Origin of the sequence: Novosphingobium resinovorum (assembly GCF_027922145.1) — a bacterium.
Taxonomy (GTDB): domain Bacteria; phylum Pseudomonadota; class Alphaproteobacteria; order Sphingomonadales; family Sphingomonadaceae; genus Novosphingobium; species Novosphingobium resinovorum.
In genome coordinates this window covers 17,960-42,822 of sequence record NZ_BSFC01000044.1, presented here as the reverse complement: position 1 = coordinate 42,822, position 24,863 = coordinate 17,960, and the positions used below count along the sequence as shown (strand labels likewise).

The window sequence follows — 24,863 nt, the reverse complement described above, 5'->3', positions numbered from 1 at the left end:
TCGTCACGCTAGTATCAGAGCGGTCACTCAGGAGGCGCGGGCAACAGGGGGGAAACCCGCCTCACAACCGTTCTGACAAGACCTATATGGGGCGTGGCTCCTGACTGCCAAGTGAACGAAGTTAAGAAAACTGTCGCCGTTTGTCGCTAGAGCCGCACATTCGGCGATAAAACGCCTTCCGTCATCGACGATCAGGGGTTGGTCACTTAACGACGATTGCGCGGGCGCGGGTCGTTCCAGCGGAAGTCGTTGTCGGTCACCGGGACGCCATAGCGCTGGTTGGACAGGCTGATGGTGGTGCGCTTGTTCTGCGAATCGAGCGAGACCCAGTAGGTCAGTTCCAGCCCGCCCGGGGCCGACGCCTTGCGCGTGAAGATCAGGGTGATCACCCCGTACTCGGGGTGCGAGCGATCGCGCACCTCGATGCTGACGACGCCCGGATTGCCGGTCTGGATCAGCTTGCCGAACTTCGCGACGTCGCGGCTGGGATCGAGCAGCGCGCCGAGCGGGCTGTTCTTGATCGGCCAGCGCTGCACCTGGCGCACTTCATAGTCGATGAAGTTCAGCGCCCTGCCGTCGCCGACGATCAGCATCTTGGCGCTCGGCTGATACTGGAAGCGGATCTTGCCGGGGCTCTTCATCGTCAGCACGCCGCTGACGGTCTGCCCCGAGCGGTCGGTCTGGACGAAGTCCGCCTTCAACGTGCCGATGCCGCGCAAGGCCGCGACGGCCTGCTCGACTTGTTTCGCGTCATCGGGCGCGGCTGCGACAGCCTGCGCGGGGACGAGAGCGGCGGACACGGAAAGCGCGGCCAAAGCGGCCGCGCTCACACAGGATCGAAAGGTTTTTGTCACGTGGTTCATGGCTTTCCCGTTGGGTCCACAGCCTTGAACCGACCGTGAACCTTACTTGATCTTGGCTTCCTTGAACTCGACGTGCTTGCGCACGACGGGATCGTACTTCTTGAAGCTGAACTTCTCGGTCGTGTTCCGCGGATTCTTCTTGGTCACGTAGAAAAAGCCGGTGTCGGCGGTCGAGACAAGACGGATCTTGACGGTTGCGGGCTTCGCCATGGCGGTATCCTGTACTTTCTAAGTTGCAGCCGCCCTGGCAGGCCGGCGTTACGAAAAACTATAAAGGGGCGACACCGAGGCGCCGCCCTTCAAGGTTGCGCCCCTTGCTGGATTGGCCTCGCAAAGTCAAGGGCGCGGCACCGATTCGCGTGATGCTCAGGAGAGCGGAAACGGCTTTATCGGCTCCAGGACGCCGAATTTCTCGCGCTTCGGTTCGGCATCGAGTGGCGGCAGGTCGAGTTCGGGCGCTTCCACTTTCGTATCGGGCAGCCGCGCCAGCAGATCGCGAATCAGGGTCAGACGGCCGAGCCGCTGGTCGTTGAAGTCCACCAGCGTCCACGGCGCATGATCGGTATGCGTGGCCTTGAGCATCGCCTCGCGCGCCTTGGTATATTCGCCGTACTTGTCGCGCGCGGCGATATCGACCGGCGACAGCTTCCAGCGCTTGAGCGGGTCGTCCAGCCGTTCGTGGAGGCGCTCCTCCTGCTTGTCCTGATCGCAGGAGAGCCAGTATTTGAACAGCAGGATACCGTCGTCGATCAGCATCTTCTCGAAGGTGGGCGCGTGGCGCAGGAACGCATCGACCTCGTCCCCGGTGGCATAGCCCATCACCTTCTCGACCCCGGCGCGGTTGTACCACGAGCGGTCGAACAGGACGATCTCGCCCTTCGCCGGCAGATGGTCGACGTAGCGCTGGAAGTACCACTGGCCCTGCTCGCGCTCGCTCGGCGCGGCCAGCGCCACGGTGCGACACTGGCGGGGGTTGAGTTGGCCGGAGACGGCCTTGATCGCGCCGCCCTTGCCCGCCGTATCGCGCCCTTCGAACAGGATGACGATGCGCGCGCCCTTCTTCTGCGCCCAGCGCGCCATGCCGACGAGTTCCTCCTCCATCGGCTCGAGGAGCTTCTCGTAATCCTTGCGGCCGAGTTTCTCCTCTTTGCTCATGTCTTCAGATCCTCGACAGCAGGAACAGCGCCAGTGCGCCAGCGACGATACGATACCACGCGAAGGGTGCGAAGCCGGATTTGCTGACGAAGGCCATGAACGCCTTGATCACCACCAGCGCGACGATGAACGAGACGACGAAGCCGACCGCGATCTCGTTCCAGCCCACTGGCCCCGCGCCCGCCATCAGTTCCTTGTGGTGCTTGAGAAGTTCCAGAGTCGTGGCACCGACCATGGTGGGCACGGCGAGGAAGAAGCTGAACTCGGCCGCCGTCCGGCGCTCGATCCCCATCGACAGCGCGCCCATGATCGTCGCGCCCGAGCGGCTGACGCCCGGCACCATGGCGAGGCACTGCGCGAAACCGACGCCGATACACTTGACTGCGGGCAGTTCCGAAACGCCGGTAAGCGGGCCGGGCTTGGCGACCTTCTCGATGCCGAGGATCGCGATGCCACCGATGATGAGCGCCCAGGCGACCACCGCGGGCTCACCCAACAGGCCCTCGATATAATTGTTGAACAGCAGGCCCAGCACCGCCGAAGGGATGAAGGCCAGCAGCACGTTGCGCACGAAGCGGATCGAGGTGGGGTTGAGCTTGAGCAGCCCCATGCCCACGGCCCAGAACGTGCGCCAGAACTGCACGATCACGGCCAGGATCGCGCCCAGCTGGATGACGATGTTGAAGGTCGCCCACTGGCTCGAATCATAGCCGAACAGGCGGGTGGCAAGGATGAGATGGCCAGTCGAGGAGACGGGCAGGAACTCGGTGAGGCCCTCGACAATGCCGAGGAGGATCGCGGTTAGGGTCAGGTCCATAAGCTGGAGGTCATGCCGCACCGGGCGGGCAAGTCAACCGGGGACGTGCTGCATTGCAGAAATGTGAGGTGGAAGACCCTGTTCGTCATTGCGAGCGAAGCGAAGCAATCCAGGGGCGGCGTGGTGCTGCCCTGGATTGCTTCGCTTCGCTCGCAATGACGAAGGGTGGGTGAAAGCCCCAATTCTGCTGCCCTTTCAGGCGGCAGAATTGGGGCCTTGCTTAGCTCACCAGATCCGCACGCGGTCCTTGGGCGCGAGGTACAGCTTGTCGCCCGGCTTCACGCCGAACGCCTTGTACCATTCGTCGAAGTTGCGCACGATGCCGTTGACCCGGTACTGCGGCGGCGAGTGCGGGTCGGTGACGAGGAACTGGCGCGCCTGCGCCTCGCGCACCTTCGAACGCCAGACCTGCGCCCAGCCCATGAAGAAGCGCTGGTCGCCGGTGACGCCGTCGATCACCGGCGCTTCCTTGCCGTTCAGCGAGAGCTTGTAGGCGCGGTAGGCGAGACTGAGGCCGCCGAGATCGCCGATGTTCTCGCCCATCGTCAGCTTGCCGTTGACGCAGGCCTTGCCATCCTTGCCGTCGTCGAACGGGCAGAAGGCATCGTACTGCGCCGCCAGCGCCGCCTGCAGCTTCTGGAACGCAGCGAGATCCTGCGGCGTCCACCAGTCGCGCAAGTTGCCGGTGCCGTCGTACTTGGCGCCCTGGTCGTCGAAGCCGTGGCTCATCTCGTGGCCGATGACCGCGCCGATGCCGCCGTAATTGACCGCCGGATCGGCCGAGAGGTTGAAGAACGGCGGCTGCAGGATCGCCGCCGGGAATACGATCTCGTTCATCGCCGGGTTGTAGTAGGCGTTCACCGTCTCGGGCAGCATGCCCCATTCAGTGCGATCGACCGGACCGCCGATGCGGTTCATGTCGAAGGCGGTCTGCCACTTGCCCGCCGCCATGGTGTTGCCCAGCGGGTCGGTGGGCGAGAAGGTCAGGCCCTCATAGGTCTTGAACACGTCCGGCTGGCCGATCTTGGGGGTGAAGGCGTCGAGCTTCTCCTCCGCCTTTACCCGCGTGACCGGGCTCATCCACTTGAGATCCTTGAGGTTGGCGGCCATCGCCTTGCGCAAGTTGGCGACGAGGTCGGCCATCGCCGCCTTCTGCGCGGGCGGGAAGTACTTCGCCGCGTAGAGCTTGCCGACGAGTTCGCCCGCCATGCCCTCGACCGCCGCGATACCGCGCTTCCAGCGGGGACGCTGCTCGGGCTGGCCGCTCAGGGTCTTGCCGTAGAAATCGAAGGTGGCGGCATCGATGTCGCTGGGCAGGACCGAGGCGTTGTCGCGCAGGAAGTGCGCGGCGAGGTAGGCCTGCCAGGTGGCGATGGGGGTGGTCTCGATCAGCTTGACGACGGCCGGCATGCCGGGGCCGAACTGGTCGCCCGCCTTGGCCGGGTCGATCCCGGCGGCCTTGAACTCCTCGGCCGTCGGCGGCATCTCGCCGATCAGCACGTAGCTGGCCTTGTCCGCGCCCACGGCCGACAGGAACGCCTTGACGACGCCGGGCGAGCCCATTGCTTCGAATTCGGCGAGCGGCACCTTGTTGTACGTGAGGTCCGGGTTGCGGGCGGCGGCACGGTCCCAGTCGGCCTTGGCGAGCTGCGTTTCCAGCGCCAGCACCGAAGCGGCGGCGGCCGGGGCATCGGCGTAGCCCGCCTTGCCGAGCACGAACGTCAGGTAGGCCTTGTACTTGTCGCGCAGTTCGATCGAGCGTGCGTCGGTCTTCAGGTAGTAGTCGCGGTCGGGCAGGCCCATGCCGGAGATATTGGCATTGAGCGCGTAGATGTCGCTCTGCTTGTCGTCGGCGCCGACATAGAGGCCGATCGGCGAGGCATAGCCGGGCTTGCCGAACAGCGTGGCGATGTCGGTGGGGGTCTTCGCCGCCTTGATCGCGGCGAGGTAGGGCTGCGCCGGGGCGAGGCCCGCCTTGTTGATTGCATCGACGTCCATGAACGCCTTCCAGGCGGCGGCGATGCGCGCGGCGTCCGAGCCGGGCGCCGGGTTGGCGGCAAGCAGATCGTCGAGGATGCCATGGACGCGGTTTTCCGAAAGGTCGCTCAGTTCGATGAACGAGCCCCAGCGGGTGCGGTCGGCGGGAAGCACCGCCGTCTTGTTCCACACGCCGTTGACGTAGGCGTCGAAGTCGTCGCCCGGCTTGGCCCCAGTGTCGATCCACTGGGTCTGGACGCCGAACTTGCCCCAGTCGGCCGAGGGCGCGAGCGCGGGCTTGGCTGCGGGCGCAGCGTCCTGCGCGAAGACGGGAGCGGAGAAGGCGAGAACGGAAAGCGCGGCGCTCGCAAGGAGCGCCTTGCCGGCATAACGAAGCATGTCGTGACCTTTCGGACGGGGGCGACAGGATATTTCGGCCGGATCAGGACGACCGGCGATGGCGCGTAACTTAGTTACACGCGCGCGCAACGCCAGTGAAAAAGGAGCAGTGATGGAGGTAAATTGAAGGCCGTGCCGCTGGTTGCGAAGGCGAGGCCAATCTCGCTTCGTCATTGCGAGCGCAGCGAAGCAATCCAAGGCGGTGTAACGCTGCCCTGGATTGCTTCGCTGCGCTCGCAATGACGAAAGGGGCGCCTCAGCCCAGCGGCGCGATCGGCTGCCCCGAGACGACAGTGTCGAACTGCAGCGACGCCAGCCGCGCATAGAGGCCGCCCTGCCCGCTCAGGCTTTCATGCGTGCCCTGCTCGACGATACGGCCGCCATCCATCACGACGATGCGGTCCGCCTTGCGCACGGTGGCGAGGCGGTGAGCGATGACCAGCGTGGTGCGCTGCGCCATCAGCGTCTCGACCGCGTCCTGCACCAGCCGTTCGCTCTCGGCATCGAGCGCGCTGGTGGCTTCGTCGAGCAGCAGGATCGGCGCGTCGCGCAGCAGCGCGCGGGCGATGGCGATGCGCTGGCGCTGGCCGCCCGAAAGGCGCGCACCGTCTTCGCCGAGGAACGTGTCGAGGCCCTGCGGCAGCGCGCGCAGGAAACCTTCGGCGTTGGCCGCGCGGGCCGCCTGCCAGATCGCCTCGTCGTCGGCATTCCAGTTGCCGTAGCGCAGATTGTCGCGCGCGGAGGCGGCGAACAGCACGCCTTCCTGCGGAACCAGGGCGATGCGCTGGCGGATCTCGGCTGGATCGGCGGAGGCGAGCGGGACACCGTCGATCTTGATGGCGCCGCCCTGCGGGTCGTAGAACCGCTCGGCCAGCTGGAACAGCGTCGACTTGCCCGCGCCCGAGGGGCCGACGATAGCGACGGTCTCGCCCGGCTCGATGGTCAGATTGAAGTCGTGCAGCGCCGGAAGTTCGGGCCGCGAAGGATAGCGGAAGGTCACGCGCTCGAACGCCAGTTTGCCGCGCGCCGGGCTCGGCAGCACCAGAGCGCGCGCCGGAGGGGCGATGGTGGGATGCTCGCTCAGCAGCTCGGCGAGGCGGCTGGCCGCGCCCGCGCCGCGCACGAGATCGCCGTAGACCTCGGTGAGCGAGCCGAACGCGCCTGCGACGATGCCCGCCGTTACCACGAAGGCGGCGATGGTGCCGCCGGTGATGGAGCCCTCGGCCACGCCGATCGCGCCGCGCCACATGATCATGGTGATCGAGCCGAAGATCAGGAACATGATCACCGCGGTCATGATCGCGCGGATCATGATGCGGTGACGGCCGGTATCGAACGTGCGCTCCACAGCGGCGGCGAAGCGGCCCTGCTCGCGGCCTTCCTGGTTGAACGCCTGCACGACCTTCAATGCGCCCAGCACTTCGGCAGTCAGCGCGCCGATGTCTGCCACGCGGTCCTGGCTGGATCGCGAGACGGCGCGCAGCTTGCGACCGAAAGCGGCGATCGGCAGGATCACCACCGGAATGGCGATGACCAGCCACGCCGTCAGCCCCGGCTCCAGCGCGAAGAGATAGATCACCCCGCCCAGCGCCATGATCGCGTTACGCAGCGCGACCGAGACGGTGGTGCCCACGATCTGCTCGATGATCGCGGTGTCGGCGGTCATGCGCGAGGAGATTTCCTTGGGGCTGTTCTCCTCGAAGAAGCTCGGCGCCAAAGTCAGCAGGTGGCGCTGCACGCGCAGGCGAATGTCGCCGACGACGCGCTCGCCCAGCCACGAGACCGAGTAGAACCGGATCGCCGTTGCAATGGCGAGCACCACGACCACGCCCATCAGCATCAGGAACCACGAGCGGATCGCATTCGGGTCGGCGCCTTGCGCGAAGCCCTTGTCGATGATCTGCCGGAAGCCATAAGGGATCGCCAGCGTCGAGGTCGCCGTCGTAATCAGCGCCGCGCCTGCCGTGGCCATGCGCCCCGGATACTTGAGCATCTCGCGCCAGACCATGCGCAGCGGGCCGAGACTGCGGCGTGGCCGCTTCGGCTCTTCAGTCATGGTCTCTTGCCCCGGGGCATTGCCTTGCGTCCCATCCATGGCGCCGCGCCTTACAGCGTCGCGAAGCGGAGGAAAAGGCTTCCTTCTAGCCATGGACATACTGTCCGATTCGCGGCGAAACGTGCCTCTCTTGCGAAGATCACCTGCCTGAAATCGGAATTGCCGCGTTGCAACGGTAACCTCTAGTTCCCTAGTTGGGGAGTAAGAACCCCTCACAACGGCTGTTTCGGCCCCGAAACGGCCAGGAGAATCGACTTGCTCTACAATGCCTACGAGTTGCAGCGCGCCATGATGAGCAGCGCTGCCGCATGGGCGTCGGTTGGCGCCGAACTGCTGACCAACCCCTCGCTTCCATTCGGTTATTCGGGTCTCGGCCCGGTCATGGCCTCGGCACTGGACGTCTTCGCGCACGCCGCTTCCCCCCGCGGAAAGCCCTCGTTTGACATCGAGACCGTGACCGTCGACGGCAAGATCCAGCCGGTCACCGAATCGATCGTGCTGCACAAGCCGTTCGGCAACCTGCTGCGATTCGAGCATCCTGGATTCGGCAAGGACGCGCCCAAGCTCCTTATCGTCGCACCGATGAGCGGCCACTATGCCACCCTGCTGCGCGGCACCGTCGCGCGCATGGTGGAAAGCGCCGAAGTCTACATCACCGACTGGGCCGACGCGAAGCTGGTGCCGATGAGCGCCGGGCGCTTCGATCTCGACGACTACATCGATTACGTCATTTCTTTCCTCGAACACATCGGCCCCGGCACCCACGTCCTCGCGGTGTGCCAGCCCTCGGTTCCGGCCTACGCCGCCGCCGCGATCATGGGCGCCAAGGAGCACCCCTGCCGTCCCGCCACTCTCACCATGATGGGCGGCCCGATCGACACGCGCGAGGCGCCCACCAGCGTCAATGACGTGGCGATGCAGCAGCCGCTTTCGTGGTTCCAGCAGAACGTCATCGCCACCGTTCCGGCGACCTATCCGGGCGGCGGCCGCCGCGTCTATCCGGGCTTCCTGCAGCTTGCCGGGTTCATGGCGATGAACCTCGGCAGCCACATGATGAGCCACTACGGCATGTTCAAGCACATGGTCGCGGGCGACGGTGACAGCGCCGATGCCACCAAGGCCTTCTACGACGAATATCGCGCGGTCTGCGACATGACCTCGGAATTCTACCTGCAGACGATCGAACACGTGTTCCAGAACCACTCTCTGCCCAAGGGCGAGTTCGTCCATCGCGGCGAGCGGATCGACCTGTCCGGCATCCGCGACACGGCGCTGCTGGCGATCGAGGGCGAGAGGGACGATATCTCCGGCATCGGCCAGACCCGCGCCGCGCTGCACCTTGCCAGCCACCTGCCCGAGAAGCGCAAGAAGTACTACCTCGCCGCCGAGGTGGGCCACTACGGCATCTTCAACGGCAGCAAGTGGCGGACGCGAATCGCCCCGGTGCTGGAGGACTGGATCGCCCAGCACCAGCGCAAGCCGCTCAAGGTGGTAGCCTGATGTTTGTGGCGGGGTCGCGCCTAAGTCGCGGCCCCGCCAAACGTTTTTTGCGGCGGAACGCTCCCGCCCAGCGCCGATCGCGCGACGAGATGGTGGATCACCGGGACCGATTGTGGTATTACCGCCACTATGGATCGCGCACATAGTCGAAGGAAAATACTGAAGGGCGGGCTTGTCGCCGGCATCGGTCTGGCTTTGCCCGCGCGGGCTTTCGCCTCCGAAGGTGTCCTTCCCGATTCGACCGCGCCCGGTGAGGCTCTTGCGCCGCTCGCCGGTGCCTTTCCAAGCAGCCTGACATCGGTTCCCGCATCGCCCACTGGACTATCGCTTTACGAGCGCCGTGTACTCGACGTCGCGTCGAAGCAGGCCGGGCGCGTGCGCAATCATCTGTGGCGCGCCGACGTGGTCGGAATCGTCGATTTTGCGCAGCCTTCGTGGAAACCGCGCCTCCACTTCGCCAATCTGGAAAACGGGACGATGCGCTCGTTCCTCGTCGCGCACGGGCGCGGTTCCGACCCGGCGCACAGCGGCTGGCTGCAGAGCTTTTCCAACGTTCCCGGCTCGGAAGCGACCTCGCGCGGGGCTTACCTCACCGCCGAGTGGTACAAGGGCAAGTACGGCACCTCGATCCGCCTGATGGGTCTGGACAACGACAATTCGATGGCGCTGCCGCGCGCGATCGTCATGCATCCGGCCTGGTACGTCGGCTCCTCGATGATCGACAAGTGGGGCAAGCTCGGTCGCAGCGAGGGCTGCTTCGCCATGAGCGACAACGATTTCAACGAAGCGCTCTGGCACCTTTCCGGCGGTCGCCTGCTGTTCGCGGATCGCATCGGCGAAGGGTGATATTCAACGCCGCGTTGCGGCCGGTTCACGGCTGCTGCGGTTAGACACGCCTCCGTCGCAATGATACGCATCGTATCATGGACACCAGCCTGAACGGCCTCAAGCGCGAGGCTCCCACCGATGCACGACAGGTCCGCTCGCGGCAGGCGCTGACCTCGGCGCTGCTGGCGCTGCTTGAAATCAAGCCGTTCGACCAACTGACGATCCGCGAGATCAGCGCGCGCGCCGGAACCGGGTACGCCACTTTCTTCCGGCACTACCCGACCAAGGAAGCGCTGCTGGCCGACGTCGCCGCGCATGAGATCGAGGATCTGCTCGGCCGCACGATCCCCATCCTCTACGCCGCCAACAGCTACGAATCGACGCTGGAAGTCTGCCGCCATGTCCACGAGCACGCGATGCTGTGGTCGGCGCTGCTGACCGGCGGCGCAGCGGGCATCGTGCGCGAGGAGTTCATCCGCCAGGCGCTCGGCCTCGCGGAAAGCGCGCAGTCGCGCCATTCGTGGTTGCCTTCGGATCTCGGCACCATCCACGGCACCGGCGCGACCATCGACATCCTTGCATGGTGGTTGGCGCAGGGCGGGGACAAGCCCGCCTCCACCCGCAGCCCCGAGGAAGTGGCGACGATCCTGCACCGTCTGGTCATCGCCCCACTGGTCGGCGACACGATGGAGCGCCAAGCGGCGCGCGCGTGATGACGCTGACCGACGCCCCCGTTCTTGGCGGCATGATCGAGGACGCGGACTGGCCCGAGTTCGGCTGGATCGACGACGTGCGCCCCGCCTTGCGCGCGGCCCTCACGGCAGGCCGTCCGGCGGCGCTGGCGACACTCTACAAGGTCGCGGGCAGCGCGCCGCGCGGTCCCGGCGCGCAAATGCTGTTCGCCGCAGGGTCCGACGGCCAGATCGCCGCGAGCGGCTATTTCTCGGGCGACTGCATCGAGGGCGACGTCGCCAACCACGCCGCGCAAGTGCTCGCCGACGGCAAGCCGAAGCGGTTGCATTACGGCATGGGCAGCCCCTGGATCGACCTTCGCCTGCGCTGCGGCGGCGCGCTGCATGTGCTGCTGGAGCGGATCGCGCCGGATTCGCCCGCCGCCGCCGCGCTGCTGCACCACGCCGCCGAGCGCCGCACCTGCCTCTGGGCGAGCGACGGCGAAACGCAAGAGGCGCGCGAGGAGGACGGCCCGTTGCTGGACTTTCGCGAGGACCCGTTCCGCATCGCCCGCCGGTACGATCCGCCGCGCCGCCTGATCGTCTCGGGCGGTGATCCCGGCGCGCTCGCCGCCGCGAAGCTCGGGGCGATGGCGCAGTTCGAGACGATCCTGCTGCGCCCCGGCGGCCCGCATGCGCCGCCGCCCTTCCCCGTCTCGCGCTACTTGCGCGAGGAGCCTGCGGACGCCCTCGCCCACCTGAAAGTCGATCGCTGGACCGCCTACCTTGGCGCCACGCATGAGGATCACCACGACCTCGGCGGCTGCCTTGCCGCCTTGCGGGGCGGGGCGGGCTATGTCGGCATGATCGGCGCCAGATCGCGCGCCGCCCAACGCCTCGGCGCGCTGGAAGCGGCGGGCGCGAGCGCGGAGGAACTGGCGCGGCTGCAGCTTTCGCCGGGCGTCCCCGGGCTGGGCAAGTCGCCCTGGGAAGTCGCCACCGGCATCATCGCCGAAATCATGCAGGCGCTGAACCCGGCGCGGGAACGGGCTTGAGCGCGGTCGCACTGGTGCTCGCAGCCGGGCACTCGACCCGATTCGGCAGCGACAAGCTCTCCGCCCGGCTCGATGGCGAGCCTCTGCTCCATCACGCGATCCGCACCGCCCGCGCCGCGCCGGTAGAGCGGGTGATCGTCGTCGCGCGGCCCGGCCTCGATACGGGCGAATGGCCCGGCACGCCTGCGGTGGAGACACTGCGGCTGGAGAGCTATGCCTTGTCCGAGACACTGAAGGCCGGCATCGCGGCGGCCGGAGAGGCAAAGGCCGCCTTCGTTTTCCTCGGCGACATGCCGCGCATTCCTGCCGAGGTCGCACCGACACTCGCCGCCGCGATCGGCGATGCCTATGCCGCTATGCCCTGTCACGGGGGCAAGCCCGGCCATCCGGTCCTGCTGTCCGCCGCGGCCTTGCCCGCGATCGCCGCGCTCACCGGCGACGAGGGCGCGGGACGCCTGCTGCGCAGCCGCGATGACGTGGTGAGAGTCGAGGTCTCCTCGCCCGCGATCCACTTCGACGTGGACCGCCCGGGCGACCTCGAAAATCTCCCATGACATCGTCATTGCGAGCGTAGCGAAGCAATCCAGGGCGGCCCAAGACTGCCCTGGATTGCTTCGCTACGCTCGCAATGACGAAGGGAGGGTGAACTTAAGCCCGCCCCGTCTCGTTCGAAAGCAGCGCGGGATCGATCCCTTCCGCCCGCCATGTCGCCGACCAGCGCCCCTCCGGCGGCGTTTCGAACAGGACTTCGCGGTGGCCTTCGGCGGCGTACCATCCGTGGTGGCGCATCTCGCCCTCCAGTTGACCCGCGCCCCATCCGGCGTAGCCCAGCGCCATGATCCACTGCGACGGCCCCTGCCCCGCCGCGATCGCGCGCAGCACGTCCATCGAGGCGGACAGCCCGCAAAGCGGCGCGACCTCGATAGTGTCGCTGCCGCCCCAGTCGGTCGAGTGCAGAATGAAGCCGCGCCCCGGTTCGACCGGGCCGCCGTGCATGATCTCGCGGTTGGGCGAGACGCCCGGGTCGAGGCCCAGTTCCTCCAGCACATCGTGGAAACGCACGCCTTCGCGCACGTGGCCGATGCCGACGCCGAGCGCGCCGTCCTCGTCATGCACGCATAACACGTTGACCGAGCGCTCGAAGCGCGGGTCGAACATCCCCGGCATTGCCAATAGGATGCGGCCTGCAAGATACTGCTGCGTCGTCACCCGTCCACTCTATGCCCCCTTGCGCCGACTACAACCCCCGTATCCGAGAGAGCGCTTTCCCGATGCGACGGAGCGGCCTATGCCCCGGCACAAAGGAGAACCCAGCCCCGTGACCCTGCTTTTCGACCTTCCCGTCGCCCCCGCCGTGCCCGTCGTCGGCGAAGCGGCCGCCTATCCGGTGCGCCGCATCTTCTGCGTCGGGCGCAATTACGCCGCGCACGCGCTGGAACTGGGCAACGCGGTCGACCGCGAGGCGCCGATCTGGTTCAACAAGGCGCCCGCAGCGCTGTGCCTCGACGGCGGGGCGATCCCCTATCCGCCGGGCACCGAAAACTGCCACTACGAAATGGAACTGGTCGTCGCCATCGGCGCCCCCGCGTTCCGGATCGCCCCCGAGGCGGCAATGGAGGTGGTCTACGGCTATGCCTGCGGCCTCGACATGACCCGGCGCGACCTGCAGAACGCGTCCAAGGCCAAGGGTTATCCCTGGGACACCGGCAAGGACTTCGAGAACGGCGCAGTCATCGCGCCGATCACGCCCGCCGCCGTCTTCGCGCCTGAGGCCCAGCGCATCGCGCTAACGCAGAACGACGCGGTGAAGCAGGACGGCGTGCTCTCGGACATGATCTGGTCGATCCCCGAGCTGATCGCCGACCTCTCGGGCCTCTACCACCTCGCACCCGGCGACCTGATTTATACCGGCACCCCGGCGGGCGTCGGCCCGGTCGCGGTGGGCGACGTGCTGGAAGGCACGATCGAGGGCCTCACCCCGCTGCGACTGGAAATCGGCGCAGCGGAATGACATTCCTCCCCGAGCTTGTCTCGGGGAGGTGGCAGCCCGTCAGGGCTGACGGAGGGGGAATTGCCCGTCCCCCCTCCACCACCCGCTTCGCGGGCGGTCCCCCTCCCCGAGCAAGCTCGGGGAGGAACTGGCGTATCATCCCTTGGGTCGCCTCGCCTTTGTCCGCCTTGTCAGCCACAATGCTTTGCAGGACACACAGCGGCGGAGAACGATGCCTCAAAGCTGGAAAACAATGACCACCATTCGACGCCGTACCACCTGTGCCCTGCTCGCCCTGCCCCTCGTCGCGCTCGCGCATCCCGCGCTGGCCGAGGACGATGACGCCGCCCCGCGCGAGCCCATCGTCGTCACCGGGCGCGGGCTTTCGGAAGGTCCGGCGACGCCCGCCTACGACGTCCAGACGATCGCCCGCGACAAGCTGGTTTCCAGCGCCTCGGGCCGGATCGAGGATGTGCTGGCCTCTGTCGCCGGATTCCAGCAGTTCCGCCGCTCCGACAGCCGATCGTCCAACCCCTCGAACCAGGGCGTGACCCTGCGTGCACTGGGCGGCAATGCATCGAGCCGCGCGCAAGTGCTGCTGGACGGCGTGCCGGTGGCGAACCCGTTCTTCGGCTATATTCCGCTGAGCGCGCTCACCCCCGACCGCCTCGGCTCCGTGCGGGTGACGCGCGGCGGCGGTATGGGCGCGTTCGGCACGGGCGCGGTCTCCGGCACGATCGAGATGGAAAGCGCGAGCCCTGACGAACTCGGCCCGGTAAGCGCGGAGGCGCTGGTCAACAACCGGGGCGAGACGCAAGGCTCGCTCACGGTGGCGCCGCGCCTTGGCGAAGGCTTCGTCGTGGCGGGCGTGCAGTGGGATCGCGGCCAGGGCTTCTGGACCACGCCGAAGGACCAGCGCGTCGCCGCCACCGCGCGCGCGAAGTATGAAAGCCTGTCGGGCTCGCTGCGCGCCGTCGCGCCGCTGACCGACACCATCGAGGTTCAGGCATCGGGCCTCGTCTATGACGATGCGCGCACGCTGCGCTTCAAGGGCGCGGATTCGACGTCTTCGGGCCAGCAGGGCTCGCTGCGTTTCGTGGGCCGGGGCGACTGGCAGTTCGACGTGCTGGGCTTCGTGCAGGCGCAGGATTTCTCGAACATCGTCATCAGCTCGACGAGCTACAAGAAGACGCTCGATCAGGCCAAGACCCCGACGCTGGCGGTCGGCGGCAAGGCCGAACTGCGCCCGCCGGTGGGCGAAAGCCACGTGCTGCGCATCGGCACCGACGTGAAGCTTTCGCGCGGGAACCTCGTGGAAGCGCCCTATAGCGCCGTCACCGGCCTCGCCACCGCGTTCCGCAAGGCGGGCGGGCGGCAGTCCGACCTCGGCTTCTATATCGAGGACGACTGGACCATCGGCCAGTTCGTGCTGACCGCTGGCGGCCGCCTCGACCGCTGGACCATCACCGACGGCTACTACCATCAGGTGAACCCCGCGGGCGTGGTGACGCAGGACACCCGCTACGCCGACCGCGACGGCTGGAACGCCAACGGACGCGGCGGCATTGTGTGGAACGCCACCACCGCCGTGTCGCTGCGCGCCGCCGCCTATACCGGACTGCGCCTGCCGACGCTGAACGAGCTGTACCGGCCCTTCGTGGTGTTCCCGATCACCACTAATGCCAATCCCGGCCTCAAGCCCGAGCGCCTGCGCGGCTACGAGGCGGGCGTGGACTTCCACCCCTCCGAGACGCTGAACCTGTCGCTCACGGCCTTCGACAACTACCTCAAGGACGCCATCGCCAACGTCACTTTGTCCTCCACCGTGCGCGAGCGGCAGAACGTCGATTCGATCCACGCGCGCGGGATCGAGGCAAGCGCCGACCTCAAGCTGGGCAAGGTCGATCTGTCCGGCTCGCTGTCGTGGACCGATGCCAAGGTGAAGGCGACCGCCGCGCAGATCGCGCTCGACGGCATGCGCCCGGCGCAGGTGCCCAAGCTCGCGGCCAGCGGGACGGTGGCATGGGCACCCGCCGACGGCTGGCGCCTGGCCGCCACCCTGCGCCGCACCGGTGCGCAGTACGAGGACGACCTTCAGGTCGACACCCTGCCCGCCGCGACGACGCTGGACCTCTATGCGCAAGTGCCGATCACCCGCTTCGCCTCACTGGTCCTGCGCGCCGAGAACCTGACCGACGAGACGATCGTGACGCGCAATGCGGCCGGCTCGATGGATCTGGGCCAGCCGCGCACCTTGTGGGCGGGGTTCAAGCTGGGCCTGAACTGACTGGGCCTGAACTGACTGGGGTTGCGCTGATCGGCAAGGCGGGGCATCGCGAGGGCATGGCCATCGCGGTGATCTCCGACATTCACGGCAACCTCGGCGCGCTCGACGCGGTGCTGGCGGATGCCGCCGCGCGCGGGGTGCGCCGGGTCGTCAACCTCGGCGACATCCTCAGCGGCCCGCTCGACAGCGTGGGCACGGCGGATCGGCTGATGGCACTCGGGCTTGAGACGATCCGGGGCAACCACGAGCGCCAGCTGCTCGAACAATCGCGCGCCGAGATGAGCCTTTCCGACGCCGCCACCGATGCCGTGCTGCAGCCGCGCCACCGCGAATGGCTGGCCTCGCTGCCGGTGGACATGTGGCTGGAGAGCGACCTCTACGCCTGCCACGGCTCCCCGCGCGGCGATCTGGAATTTCTGCTGGAAACGGTCGAGCCCACCGGCTGCCGCGCCGCCACTCCAAACGAGATCGCCGAGCGGCTGGGCGGGATCGACGCCCCGCTGGTGCTCTGCGGCCACTCGCACAGGCAGCGGGCGGTGCGCCTCGATGACGGGCGGCTGGTGGTGAACCCCGGTTCGGTCGGCCTGCCCGCCTTCGCCGACGACCAACCGCATCCCCACGTCATCGAATCGGGTTCGCCCGAAGCGCGCTACGCCGTGGTCGAGCGCGGGCCGGATGGCTGGGAAGCGGAGCTGCTCGCCGTCGCTTACGACTGGACCGCCGCCGCCCTCCGCGCTGCCGAGGGCGGGCGCGAGGACTGGGCGCGCGCGCTGGCCACGGGATACGCCTGAGATGACCCGCTTCACCGTCAACGACCGCCCCGTCCAGTTCGAGATGGACCCGCGCACGCCGCTGCTGTGGGCGCTGCGCGATGCGGCCAACCTTACCGGCACCAAGTACGGCTGCGGCGTGGGCGATTGCCATGCCTGCACCGTCATGGTCGATGGCGCCGCGCTGCGATCGTGCCTCATCACGCTTGCCGAGTGCGAGGGCCGCTTCGTCGTCACCGTCGAGGGCCTGTCGCGCGACCGCTCGCATCCGGTGCAGCAGGCGATGGTGGCCGAGCAGGCGGTTCAGTGCGGGTTCTGCACGCCCGGTATCGTGATGAGCGCCGCCGCCCTCCTCGCGCGCAACGCCAATCCGAGCGAGGCCGAGGTCAAGGCGGCTATCCCGAACTTGTGCCGCTGCGGCGTCCAGCCCCGGCTCGTGCGCGCCATCCAGCGCGCCGCCGCCGTCGCCCGCCGCGAAGAGAAGATCGACGCCGCGCCGGTCCCCGGCGGCTCCGGCAGAATTCCGGCGATGGTCCCGGACACGAAAGGACAGACCCCATGAGAGCCACCATCTGGCACAACCCCAAGTGCGGCACCTCGCGCAAGACGCTGGCGATCCTCGAGGAAACGCCGGGCGTCGAGGTTACGGTGATCGAATACCTCAAGACCCCGCCGAGCGCCGAAAAGCTCGCCCAGCTCTACCGCGACGCCGGGATCAGCCCGCAGCAGGGCCTGCGCATCCGCGGCACCGATGCCGAGGAGCGCGGGCTGCCGCAAGCCGACGACGCCGCCGTCCTCGCCGCGATGGCCGCCGACCCGATCCTGATCGAGCGCCCGCTGGTCGAGACCGACAAGGGCGTGCGGCTTTGTCGCCCACAGGAAACGGTTCACCAGATTCTCTGACCCGGTTTCCCCATCCGGCGCGTTCCGGCAACGCGCCATCGCCTTGCATTGGCAGGGACAATCTGCCACCGCATGGCAAATCCGTGACATGACAATATTGCGAGAGCCTTCCTCAGCATGACCAGCACCGAGCTTGCCCGACAGCCTTTGGCCCACCGGATCAGGCAGAAGATCAAGCAGGGCATGGGGCCTTGGGGCGTGTTCCTCGAAGGTTTCATCCGCAACCCGGTGATGGTCGGCTCGATCGTCCCGTCCTCGCGCTTCACCATCAACCGCATGCTGTCGAAGGTGGACTGGGCGAACACGAAGCTATTCGTCGAGTACGGCCCCGGCGTCGGCACTTTCTGCCAGCCGGTGCTCGACCGCCTGCCGCGCGACGGCATGCTGATCGTCATCGACACCAACCCGATGTTCATCGACTACCTGCGCCGCACGATCAGCGACAGCCGCTTCGTCGCGGTCAACGGCTCGGCGGCGGACGTCGAGGAGATCGTGCGCGCGCACGGGCACGAAAAGGCGGATTACGTCCTCTCGGGCCTGCCGTTCTCCACCCTGCCCAAGGGCGTGGCGCCCGCCATCGCCTCTGCCACCTACCGCGTGATCCGCAAGGGCGGCGCGTTCCTGGTCTACCAGTTCCGCCCCAAGGCGCGCAGCTACATGGCCCCGCACTTCAAGCGCATCGACGACGCGATCGAACCGATCAACGTCCCGCCCTGCTTCATGTGGTGGGGCTGGAAGGACGAGGACTGACCTGAAAATCCTCCCTGTCGCGCAGCGATGGGGAGGGGGACCGCCGACGCAGTCGGTGGTGGAGGGGAGAAGCCCCATCCGTCAGCCCTGACGGGCTGCCACCTCCCCATCGCTGCGCGACAGGGAGGATAAGGCGCTTACACGAAGAGGTCCGCCTGCGCTTCCGCCGAAGGCCCTGCCAGCTGGCGATGGACCTGCGCGATCACCGCCACGAAATACACCGCCATTACCGTCGCCAGCACCGCCTCCACCGCCGCCGCGACGAAGCGTGCGACTTCGGCCGGAGCGAGCAGCGTGATCGGTATCGTCAGAACGTTGCCGAAGATCAGCAGCACGATCATGGCCGCCGCGAGCAGCGCGTAGAAGCCCAGCAGCCGCGCGGTATTGCCCTTGGTCAGCTTCCACGAGCGCACCAGTGCCGCGACCGGGTTGAACACGTTCTCCACCGCGATCACCGGCGCCGCCACCGACAGGCGCACGCCCACGACGATGGCGAAGAGCAGCACGATGGCCAGCCCGATCACCCCGCCGACGACGCCTCCGACGACGCCCAGCAGCCCCGCAACCACGAGCGCGATCAGCGCCAGCGCCATGCCGGTGAGGATCTGCGCGAGCAGATAAGGCACCACGCCCTTCAGCCCGTCGCGGATCGCCCCGCCCACGGTCGGTCGCCGGTCGCTGTCGAGCAGGCACAGCAACGAAAGCGAGCCCAACGCCTGGAACAGCGCCATCGGAATCAATACCGGCGCCGCCGAGAGATAGTAGGTCCGCAGCATGGTCATCATCTGCGTCTCGTTCATCCCCGCGCCCGTCTCCGGCGGCGGGAAAAAGATCGAGAACATCAGCTGCGGCAGGAGAAAGAACACCCCGGCCAGCGCCAGCACGACCTCGCGGTTGGCGGAAACGGCCTGGGATGCCTGGCTCCAGGCCCGGCTGCTGTCGAACTTCATCAAGGGTTCCATGATCTCGCCATAGACGCCGGTTGGCGCGTTTGCACTTGATAACCGCATGGAATGACGCCACGCAACGCGGCATGACTTCGCTACCCGGTGATATTGAACTGCGCATCTCCGCCGATCCGGTGCCCTACCGCGAGGCACTGGAAGAGATGACCGCCCGCAACGCAGCCATCGCCGCCGGAGAGGCGCGCGAACTGGTCTGGCTGCTGGAGCATCCGCCGGTCTACACCGCCGGCACCAGCGCCGCCGTCGCCGAACTGCTTGACCCTCGCTTCGAGGTGGTCGAGGCCGGACGCGGCGGGCGCTATACCTACCACGGCCCCGGCCAGCGCATCGGCTATGTGCTGCTCGACCTCAAGAAGCGCGCCCGCGACGCGCGCGGCTTCGTTCACGGCCTCGAAGGCTGGGTGATCGAGACCTTGCGCGACTTCGGCGTCGAGACCTTCCGCTCCGAAGGTCGCATCGGCATCTGGACCACCGACGTCGATGGGCGCGAGGCGAAGATCGGCGCGATCGGCGTTCGCATCCGCAAGTGGGTGACGATGCACGGCTTCTCGGTGAACGTCGCGCCCGACCTTTCGCATTTCACCGGCATCGTGCCTTGCGGCATCGAGGAATTCGGCGTCACCAGCCTCAAGCGGCTCGGCAAGGACGTGGACCTCGCCGCCTTCGACGCCGCGCTGATCGCACGCGCCCCGGCTTTCCTCGCCTCACTGGAAAGCCCCTGCCCGCCTTCCGCACCGGAGACCGCGTAAATGAAGTCCGCGCACCTGATCCTGCCCGTTGCCCTGACGGCGCTGGCGCTCGGCGGCTGCAGCAAGAAGGCGGACGACCAGCCCAAGGCGGCGGCGGGCGGCGAACTGCTGCCGCGCTCGGTCAGCGACGACATGCTGCCTTACGATACGGTGAAGTCGCAGGCCTCGCTTACCGACCCGAACGCCGGGCTCGGCCTCCCGCGCGCGGGCGGCCCTGCGGTTCCGCCATCGGAAGTGGCGGATGATGTGGTCGAGGGCGACGAGCCCGCGACGGTGATCGAAGCCCCGCCGCCTCCGGCACCTTCCGCGACGCCGACACAGCCTTAGGCAAAATCCTCCCTGTTGCAAAGCAATGGGGAGGTGGCAGCCCGCAGGGCTGACGGAGGGGTTTCGCCCCCCCCCACCACTCGCTCCGCGAGCGGTCCCCCTCCCCATCGCTTCGCGACGGGGAGGATGCCCCCCTTGCGCCCCAATCCCCATCAGGCGCATCATCGCTCCCAAACCGGAGCCACCCGCGATGCTGCCCACCCTCACCGTCTTCGAAACCTCGCCCGACCGCGGCCGCGGCCTTGCGCGGGACATGCCGGTTCGCTGGGCGCTGGAGGAAGTGGCACAGCCTTACACCGTACGCCTCGTCTCGTTCACGGCGATGAAGGAGGCCGCACACCGCGCCCGCAACCCTTTCGGCCAGATCCCGACGTATGAGGAAGACGACCTCGTGCTGTTCGAATCGGGCGCCATCGTGCTGCACCTCGCGCAGAGCCATACCGGGCTGCTGCCGGAAAACCCGGAAGCTCGCACCCGCGCGGTCACATGGATGTTCGCCGCGCTCTCCACGCTGGAGCCGCCGATCGTCGAACGCTCGATGGCCGCCCTGTTCGAGAGCGACAAGCCCTGGCACGAGGAGCGCCTGACCATGCTCGACGCCCGTGTGCACACGCGCCTCGGAGACCTCGCCGCGCGGCTGGGCGATACGGAATGGCTGGACGGCGCCTTCAGCGCGGGCGACCTGATGACGATCTCGGTACTGCGCCGCCTCGCTAGCTCGGGGCTGCTGGAGGACTTCCCAACGATCCGCGCCTACGTCGCACGCGGCGAGGCCCGCCCCGCCTTCCAGCGCGCCTTCGCCGCGCAGTTGGCGGTGTTCGAACAGGCAGGGCGGTAAGCGATCGAATCCGCAACTCTGAGCAGTAAAGACAATGGATCGCCCCTCCCTTCGTCATTGCGAGCGCAGCGAAGCAGTCCAGGGCCGCGCAAACCGCCCTGGATTGCTTCGCTACGCTCGCAATGACGATTCAAGGTGAAGCTCGAAACCGTTTTCCTACAGCGTCAGCACGGCGGTATTCTCGCCCGATGCGCCCCCTGCCCCGCCTTCTCCGTGCACGATGTCCAGCCGGTTCATCGCGCAAGGTTACACTTTTCACGCACAAGGTGACACTTTCCGCGCGCAAAGTGACACATGGCGCCCCAAGGTGACACTCTCCCATGGAAAGGTGTCACCTTGTGACAGGCGCCTCGGCCAGAAAACCCCGGAAATCCGCCATTCACGCCCGCAAGCGACGGCCCGGCAGTTCCCCCTGGACCGTGTAAACCGTGTAAACCTCCGGCGCTCAGAGCGCCTTGTCGTAGATCGCGTACTCGCGGTTCACGGTGCTCTCGATGGCATCGGCGATGGCGACCATCCCCTGATTGTCCTCGAGAACCCAGCCGATCTCACCGCGCTTGGCCCCGAATTTGGCGACGGCGGCGCGGCGGATGTACTCGATCATCATGAAGGCCAGCTGGCTGGCGAGCCGCGAGGACTGCAGCTTCTTGCGCACACCCATCAGCGGAACGCGCATGTCGGCGGGCTTGGGTTTCCTCAGCCACAGCAGCAGCTTGAGCAGGCCGAGGATGGACGGCTTGCCGGTACGCTTGTTGACCTTCATCTGGATGCCATTGAGGTCCGGCAGCGTCATCATGAACGCCACCGGCTCGCCCTCGTACTCGGCGATCATGATCAGTTCGGGATGCACCAGCGGCTTGAACGCCTTGCCCGCGTACTCGATTTCCTTGTCGGTGAAGGGGACGAAGCCCCAGTTGTCCGACCAGGCATCGTTCAGGATTTCGCAGATGATCGCGGCTTCGCGGTCAAAATGCTTGAGGCTGGCCTTGCGCACGACGATCTTGGCGTTCTTCTCGCCCGACGAGACGATGCGCTGGATCAGTGGCGGAAACTGCTTCGTGACGTCGAGTTCGTAGGTCTTGACGGTCTTGACGACTGCGTAGCCCTGGCTCTCGATCCAGCCCTGATAAGCCGCATTGTGATGCGCCATCATCACCATCGGCGGATGATCGTGCCCGACCGTCTGGATGCCCGGCTCTTCCCAGACCGACAGGTTCATCGGCGCCAGCACGCGAGTCATGCCCTGCTCGCGCAGCCACTGCTCGGCGCGGGCGATGAGGGCGTGAGCGACCTCGGCGTCCTCCGCCTCGATCGCGCCCCAGTTACCGGTGCCCGGCCCCATCCCTTGCTTGACCGGCTGTTTCAGCGCCAGTTCATCGATGTGCGCCGATATGCGCCCAACGATCCTGCCGTCGCGCTTCGCCAGGAACAACTGGCAGCGGGCATGCTCGAAGAACGGGTTCTTGCCGGGGGTGAACTTGGAGATTTCCTCCGAGCGCAGATTCGGCACCCAGTTTTGATCTGACGCATTGAGTCGATAAGCGAGATCGACAAAAGCGGCGATGTCGGCCTTGCTGGAGATCGGAGTGATGACTAGTTCGGCCACGATGCTGCCTTTGTTCTGGCGTAACGGAATATGAGCGCGACGTGCTGCCGATGGCGGCAGGTTGTCAAGTCGGACCGCACGGCGAATTGCGGTGGAGCGCGGACCGGGCGGCCTTATGCCCGGAAACACTTTGGAAATCTTGCACGATGAATGCCCAGAATGCGATCGACCTGCCCCCCGCCGATGCGCGTAATTCCGCGCAGGGATCGACGTGGCACTCGCAGATGCCCGACGACAAGGCGATGCTGCGCGCCGCCGTCGAACTGACGCGCGACATCGCGGCGGCCCGCCCCGGCATCTACTGGCCCGACATGCTGGGGAGCGCCGCGCTCGGCTATGCCGCGCTTGCAGGCGCGATTCTGGCAGGCAATCCGGTGGTCGCAGTGCTGCTGGGCGTGGTCGCGTCGCTGGCGCTCTACCGCGCGCTGCTGTTCATCCATGAACTGACGCACATCCACAAGGACGCCCTGCCCGGCTTCCGCTTCGGCTGGAACCTGCTGGTCGGCGTGCCGATGCTGATCCCCTCTTTCATGTACGAGGGCGTGCACACCCAGCACCACGCCCGCACCCGCTACGGCACGGTCGAGGACCCGGAATACCTGCCGCTGGCGCTGATGAAGCCGTGGAGCCTGCCGGTCTTCGCGCTCACCGCGATACTGCTGCCGCCCGCGCTGCTGATCCGCTCGGCGGTGCTCGTGCCGCTGGGCGCAATCGTGCCGCCGCTACGTACGCTGGTGTGGGAACGTGTCTCGGCGCTCGCCATCAACCCGCAGTACAAGCGCCGCAAGCCGGAGGGCGACTTCGCCCGCATGGTGTTCTGGCAGGAACTCGCCTGTTCGGTCTGGGCGATCGGCCTCGTCGCCGCGAGCTTCGTCTGGGGCTGGAGGCCGCTTCTGATCGCGCTGTGCATCGTCTCGTTCACCGCGCTGCTCAACCAGGTCCGCACCCTCGTCGCACACCTGTGGGAGAACGACGGCGAAGCGATGACCGTCACCGCGCAGTATCTCGATTCGGTGAACGTGCCACCGCCCGGCTTCGTCGCGGCGATGTGGGCACCGGTGGGCCTGCGCTATCATGCGCTGCACCACCTGCTGCCTTCGATGCCCTACCACTCGCTGGCAGAGGCGCACCGCCGCCTGACCACTCATCTGGAAGACGGTTCGACTTACGGCAAGGCCAGCTATTCCGGCCTTGCCCCGCTGCTCGGAAGGCTCGCGCGCAGCACGATGAAGGTCAGGTAAAGAAGGCTTCTCGCCCTTATTCCTCGGTGCGGATCAGCACGGTCTCGCCGATGAGCGCGAAGAGCAGGAAAGGCGCCCAAGCCGCAATCAGCGGCGGGTAGCCACCGAAATTGCCCATCGCCAGCGCTGCATTGTCGAACACGAAGTAGGCGAAGCCCAGCGCCATACCAGTAACCGCGCGGATCAGCAGTGCGCCAGAGCGGGCAAGTCCGAACGCCGCCACGGCGCCCAGCAGCGGCATCAGCGCCGAGGACAAAGGCCCCGACAGCTTGTGCCACCATGCGGCGTCGAGCTCGCTGGTACGCCGCCCCGCCTCGCGCACTGCCTGGATCGAATCGGTAAGCGTGAAGATATCCTCCGCATCCGCATCGACCTTTGACACGAAAATCTTGGCCGGGGTGATCCCCGGCGCGACGGTGGCGGTAACCAGCTTCGTTGTGGTGGTGTTAGCGACATGGAATCGGGTCGGCTTGTCGAGCTTCCAGCCTGGATTTGCGTAAGTCGCGGTCCCGGCACGCATCATCTCGACGATCATGTCGTTGGTATCGCGGCGATAGTACGTGACCCCATGCAAGGTCATCGCATTACCCTCGCCCGAGAGCGACTGCGCCAACAGCAGGTCGCTGCCATCAGCGAGATAAAGGTTGGCTTTGGGGCTCGCATCCTTCGGGACAGGCCCGTAATCGACCGCCTGCCATGCATCCAGCGTACGAGCCGCGCGGGTGACGACGCGCTCGTTGAAGGCAAAACTGAACCCGGAAATCACCAGCGCAGTCAGAATCAGCGGTGCAAGCACCTGATGCGCCGACAGGCCCGCCGCCTTCATAGAGATGACCTCGCTGTTCTGGTTCAGCGTGGCGAGCGTGATGATCGTGGCAAGGAGCACCGAATAAGGCAGAAACCGTGCGACCAACTGAGGGACACGCAGTGAAACGTAGTAGAGCAGTTGCACCTGCCCGTTGCCTTTATAGGCAAGAATGTCACCGCTCTCACCCAGCAGGTCGAGCACCTGCAGCACCAGCACCAGCATGATCAGCACGGCAACGATGCGCGTCAGGAACAGCCGCGAGAGATAGAGCGTCAGAGTACGCGACGGGAAAAATTCGAGGTTCATGG

The 24,863-nt window shown here is 66.7% G+C and carries 25 protein-coding genes; 15 read left to right on the top strand and 10 right to left on the bottom strand.

Going from position 1 to position 24,863, the window contains the following annotated elements; all coding sequences use genetic code 11:
* Positions 1-206: 206 nt before the first annotated feature.
* From PKE80_RS22905 to PKE80_RS22880, 6 genes are all read right to left on the bottom strand, one after another.
* A complete protein-coding gene (locus tag PKE80_RS22905; protein ID WP_051586866.1) occupies positions 207-863 on the bottom strand; it encodes a LolA family protein in 657 nt (218 codons plus the stop codon).
* 42 nt (positions 864-905) lie between these two features.
* Positions 906-1,073: a 50S ribosomal protein L33 gene (gene rpmG, locus PKE80_RS22900; protein WP_008831595.1), complete on the bottom strand. Its 168-nt coding sequence runs from the start codon at positions 1,071-1,073 to the stop codon at positions 906-908.
* Between the two features lie 156 nt (positions 1,074-1,229).
* Positions 1,230-2,018 (bottom strand): polyphosphate kinase 2, encoded by a 789-nt coding sequence (gene ppk2, locus PKE80_RS22895; RefSeq protein WP_036526362.1) that lies wholly within the window; start codon positions 2,016-2,018, stop codon positions 1,230-1,232.
* Positions 2,019-2,022: 4 nt separating this feature from the next.
* Positions 2,023-2,835: an undecaprenyl-diphosphate phosphatase gene (locus tag PKE80_RS22890; RefSeq protein WP_008831597.1), complete on the bottom strand. Its 813-nt coding sequence runs from the start codon at positions 2,833-2,835 to the stop codon at positions 2,023-2,025.
* Positions 2,836-3,060: 225 nt separating this feature from the next.
* Positions 3,061-5,211: a M13 family metallopeptidase gene (locus tag PKE80_RS22885; RefSeq protein ID WP_271184515.1), complete on the bottom strand. Its 2,151-nt coding sequence runs from the start codon at positions 5,209-5,211 to the stop codon at positions 3,061-3,063.
* Positions 5,212-5,467: 256 nt separating this feature from the next.
* Complete coding sequence (locus tag PKE80_RS22880; protein WP_271184514.1) at positions 5,468-7,267, bottom strand: ABC transporter transmembrane domain-containing protein; 1,800 nt, start codon at positions 7,265-7,267, stop codon at positions 5,468-5,470.
* A 255-nt stretch (positions 7,268-7,522) separates the two neighbouring features.
* Here PKE80_RS22880 and PKE80_RS22875 point away from each other — a divergent pair, with 255 nt between their 5' ends.
* The 5 genes from PKE80_RS22875 to PKE80_RS22855 all read left to right on the top strand — a co-directional run bounded on the left by PKE80_RS22875 (position 7,523) and on the right by PKE80_RS22855 (position 11,875).
* Positions 7,523-8,767, top strand: a complete 1,245-nt coding sequence (locus tag PKE80_RS22875; protein ID WP_271184513.1) for a polyhydroxyalkanoate depolymerase — start codon at positions 7,523-7,525, stop codon at positions 8,765-8,767.
* A 129-nt stretch (positions 8,768-8,896) separates the two neighbouring features.
* Positions 8,897-9,613, top strand: a complete 717-nt coding sequence (locus PKE80_RS22870; RefSeq protein ID WP_036526369.1) for a murein L,D-transpeptidase catalytic domain-containing protein — start codon at positions 8,897-8,899, stop codon at positions 9,611-9,613.
* 77 nt (positions 9,614-9,690) lie between these two features.
* A complete protein-coding gene (locus PKE80_RS22865) occupies positions 9,691-10,308 on the top strand; it encodes a TetR/AcrR family transcriptional regulator (RefSeq protein WP_271184512.1) in 618 nt (205 codons plus the stop codon).
* Positions 10,308-11,321, top strand: a complete 1,014-nt coding sequence (locus tag PKE80_RS22860; RefSeq protein WP_271184511.1) for an XdhC family protein — start codon at positions 10,308-10,310, stop codon at positions 11,319-11,321. The genes PKE80_RS22865 and PKE80_RS22860 overlap by 1 nt, the downstream gene beginning before the upstream one ends.
* On the top strand, positions 11,318-11,875 hold the full coding sequence (locus PKE80_RS22855; RefSeq protein ID WP_271184510.1) for a nucleotidyltransferase family protein: 558 nt from the start codon (positions 11,318-11,320) through the stop codon (positions 11,873-11,875). Before PKE80_RS22860 ends, PKE80_RS22855 begins: the two co-directional genes overlap by 4 nt.
* Positions 11,876-11,969: 94 nt before the next feature.
* On the opposite strand, the gene PKE80_RS22850 is transcribed toward PKE80_RS22855, so the two are convergent.
* Positions 11,970-12,488, bottom strand: a complete 519-nt coding sequence (locus PKE80_RS22850) for a YqgE/AlgH family protein (RefSeq protein WP_197524460.1) — start codon at positions 12,486-12,488, stop codon at positions 11,970-11,972.
* A gap of 151 nt (positions 12,489-12,639) precedes the next feature.
* On the opposite strand from PKE80_RS22850, the gene PKE80_RS22845 reads away from it, so the two are divergent.
* The 6 genes from PKE80_RS22845 to PKE80_RS22820 all read left to right on the top strand — a co-directional run bounded on the left by PKE80_RS22845 (position 12,640) and on the right by PKE80_RS22820 (position 18,021).
* Positions 12,640-13,332: a fumarylacetoacetate hydrolase family protein gene (locus PKE80_RS22845; RefSeq protein ID WP_271184509.1), complete on the top strand. Its 693-nt coding sequence runs from the start codon at positions 12,640-12,642 to the stop codon at positions 13,330-13,332.
* A gap of 232 nt (positions 13,333-13,564) precedes the next feature.
* Positions 13,565-15,598, top strand: coding sequence for a TonB-dependent receptor (locus PKE80_RS22840; protein ID WP_271184508.1), 2,034 nt, complete (start codon positions 13,565-13,567; stop codon positions 15,596-15,598).
* A 56-nt stretch (positions 15,599-15,654) separates the two neighbouring features.
* Positions 15,655-16,389 (top strand): metallophosphoesterase family protein, encoded by a 735-nt coding sequence (locus PKE80_RS22835; RefSeq protein ID WP_271184507.1) that lies wholly within the window; start codon positions 15,655-15,657, stop codon positions 16,387-16,389.
* A 1-nt stretch (position 16,390) separates the two neighbouring features.
* Positions 16,391-16,930, top strand: coding sequence for a (2Fe-2S)-binding protein (locus tag PKE80_RS22830; RefSeq protein WP_008832592.1), 540 nt, complete (start codon positions 16,391-16,393; stop codon positions 16,928-16,930).
* Positions 16,927-17,271, top strand: coding sequence for an arsenate reductase (glutaredoxin) (gene arsC / locus PKE80_RS22825; protein WP_008832591.1), 345 nt, complete (start codon positions 16,927-16,929; stop codon positions 17,269-17,271). Before PKE80_RS22830 ends, arsC begins: the two co-directional genes overlap by 4 nt.
* A gap of 117 nt (positions 17,272-17,388) precedes the next feature.
* Entirely contained in the window at positions 17,389-18,021 is a 633-nt protein-coding gene (locus tag PKE80_RS22820) for a class I SAM-dependent methyltransferase (RefSeq protein ID WP_008832590.1), read from the top strand.
* 137 nt (positions 18,022-18,158) lie between these two features.
* On the opposite strand, the gene PKE80_RS22815 is transcribed toward PKE80_RS22820, so the two are convergent.
* Positions 18,159-18,971 carry a DUF7847 domain-containing protein gene (locus PKE80_RS22815; protein ID WP_271184506.1) on the bottom strand — a complete coding sequence of 271 codons (813 nt, stop codon included), beginning with the start codon at positions 18,969-18,971 and terminating at the stop codon, positions 18,159-18,161.
* 83 nt (positions 18,972-19,054) lie between these two features.
* Here PKE80_RS22815 and lipB point away from each other — a divergent pair, with 83 nt between their 5' ends.
* The 3 genes from lipB to PKE80_RS22800 all read left to right on the top strand — a co-directional run bounded on the left by lipB (position 19,055) and on the right by PKE80_RS22800 (position 20,900).
* Positions 19,055-19,735 (top strand): lipoyl(octanoyl) transferase LipB, encoded by a 681-nt coding sequence (gene lipB / locus PKE80_RS22810; RefSeq protein WP_271184505.1) that lies wholly within the window; start codon positions 19,055-19,057, stop codon positions 19,733-19,735.
* Positions 19,736-20,062 carry a hypothetical protein gene (locus tag PKE80_RS22805; RefSeq protein ID WP_271184504.1) on the top strand — a complete coding sequence of 109 codons (327 nt, stop codon included), beginning with the start codon at positions 19,736-19,738 and terminating at the stop codon, positions 20,060-20,062.
* Positions 20,063-20,252: 190 nt separating this feature from the next.
* A complete protein-coding gene (locus PKE80_RS22800; RefSeq protein ID WP_271184503.1) occupies positions 20,253-20,900 on the top strand; it encodes a glutathione S-transferase family protein in 648 nt (215 codons plus the stop codon).
* 445 nt (positions 20,901-21,345) lie between these two features.
* Here PKE80_RS22800 and PKE80_RS22795 read toward each other — a convergent pair whose 3' ends face one another.
* Positions 21,346-22,506 (bottom strand): GNAT family protein, encoded by a 1,161-nt coding sequence (locus PKE80_RS22795; RefSeq protein ID WP_271184502.1) that lies wholly within the window; start codon positions 22,504-22,506, stop codon positions 21,346-21,348.
* A 146-nt stretch (positions 22,507-22,652) separates the two neighbouring features.
* Between PKE80_RS22795 and PKE80_RS22790 the strand changes: the two genes are divergently transcribed.
* Complete coding sequence (locus PKE80_RS22790) at positions 22,653-23,747, top strand: fatty acid desaturase family protein (RefSeq protein WP_271184501.1); 1,095 nt, start codon at positions 22,653-22,655, stop codon at positions 23,745-23,747.
* A gap of 16 nt (positions 23,748-23,763) precedes the next feature.
* On the opposite strand, the gene lptG is transcribed toward PKE80_RS22790, so the two are convergent.
* Positions 23,764-24,861: an LPS export ABC transporter permease LptG gene (lptG, locus tag PKE80_RS22785; RefSeq protein ID WP_271184500.1), complete on the bottom strand. Its 1,098-nt coding sequence runs from the start codon at positions 24,859-24,861 to the stop codon at positions 23,764-23,766.
* Positions 24,862-24,863: the final 2 nt, after the last annotated feature.

Coding starts and splice junctions, on each gene's coding strand:
- PKE80_RS22790 (WP_271184501.1), top strand. CDS start 22,653: ATGAATGCCCAGAATGCGATCGACCTGCCCCCCGCCGATGCGCGTAAT.
- PKE80_RS22840 (WP_271184508.1), top strand. CDS start 13,565: ATGACCACCATTCGACGCCGTACCACCTGTGCCCTGCTCGCCCTGCCC.
- lptG (WP_271184500.1), bottom strand. CDS start 24,861: ATGAACCTCGAATTTTTCCCGTCGCGTACTCTGACGCTCTATCTCTCG.
- lipB (WP_271184505.1), top strand. CDS start 19,055: ATGACTTCGCTACCCGGTGATATTGAACTGCGCATCTCCGCCGATCCG.
- PKE80_RS22815 (WP_271184506.1), bottom strand. CDS start 18,971: ATGAAGTTCGACAGCAGCCGGGCCTGGAGCCAGGCATCCCAGGCCGTT.
- PKE80_RS22885 (WP_271184515.1), bottom strand. CDS start 5,211: ATGCTTCGTTATGCCGGCAAGGCGCTCCTTGCGAGCGCCGCGCTTTCC.
- PKE80_RS22890 (WP_008831597.1), bottom strand. CDS start 2,835: ATGGACCTGACCCTAACCGCGATCCTCCTCGGCATTGTCGAGGGCCTC.
- PKE80_RS22860 (WP_271184511.1), top strand. CDS start 10,308: ATGACGCTGACCGACGCCCCCGTTCTTGGCGGCATGATCGAGGACGCG.
- PKE80_RS22830 (WP_008832592.1), top strand. CDS start 16,391: ATGACCCGCTTCACCGTCAACGACCGCCCCGTCCAGTTCGAGATGGAC.
- PKE80_RS22865 (WP_271184512.1), top strand. CDS start 9,691: ATGGACACCAGCCTGAACGGCCTCAAGCGCGAGGCTCCCACCGATGCA.
- PKE80_RS22880 (WP_271184514.1), bottom strand. CDS start 7,267: ATGACTGAAGAGCCGAAGCGGCCACGCCGCAGTCTCGGCCCGCTGCGC.
- PKE80_RS22905 (WP_051586866.1), bottom strand. CDS start 863: ATGAACCACGTGACAAAAACCTTTCGATCCTGTGTGAGCGCGGCCGCT.
- ppk2 (WP_036526362.1), bottom strand. CDS start 2,018: ATGAGCAAAGAGGAGAAACTCGGCCGCAAGGATTACGAGAAGCTCCTC.
- PKE80_RS22835 (WP_271184507.1), top strand. CDS start 15,655: ATGGCCATCGCGGTGATCTCCGACATTCACGGCAACCTCGGCGCGCTC.
- PKE80_RS22820 (WP_008832590.1), top strand. CDS start 17,389: ATGACCAGCACCGAGCTTGCCCGACAGCCTTTGGCCCACCGGATCAGG.
- PKE80_RS22870 (WP_036526369.1), top strand. CDS start 8,897: ATGGATCGCGCACATAGTCGAAGGAAAATACTGAAGGGCGGGCTTGTC.
- PKE80_RS22850 (WP_197524460.1), bottom strand. CDS start 12,488: ATGCCGGGGATGTTCGACCCGCGCTTCGAGCGCTCGGTCAACGTGTTA.
- arsC (WP_008832591.1), top strand. CDS start 16,927: ATGAGAGCCACCATCTGGCACAACCCCAAGTGCGGCACCTCGCGCAAG.
- rpmG (WP_008831595.1), bottom strand. CDS start 1,073: ATGGCGAAGCCCGCAACCGTCAAGATCCGTCTTGTCTCGACCGCCGAC.
- PKE80_RS22800 (WP_271184503.1), top strand. CDS start 20,253: ATGCTGCCCACCCTCACCGTCTTCGAAACCTCGCCCGACCGCGGCCGC.
- PKE80_RS22805 (WP_271184504.1), top strand. CDS start 19,736: ATGAAGTCCGCGCACCTGATCCTGCCCGTTGCCCTGACGGCGCTGGCG.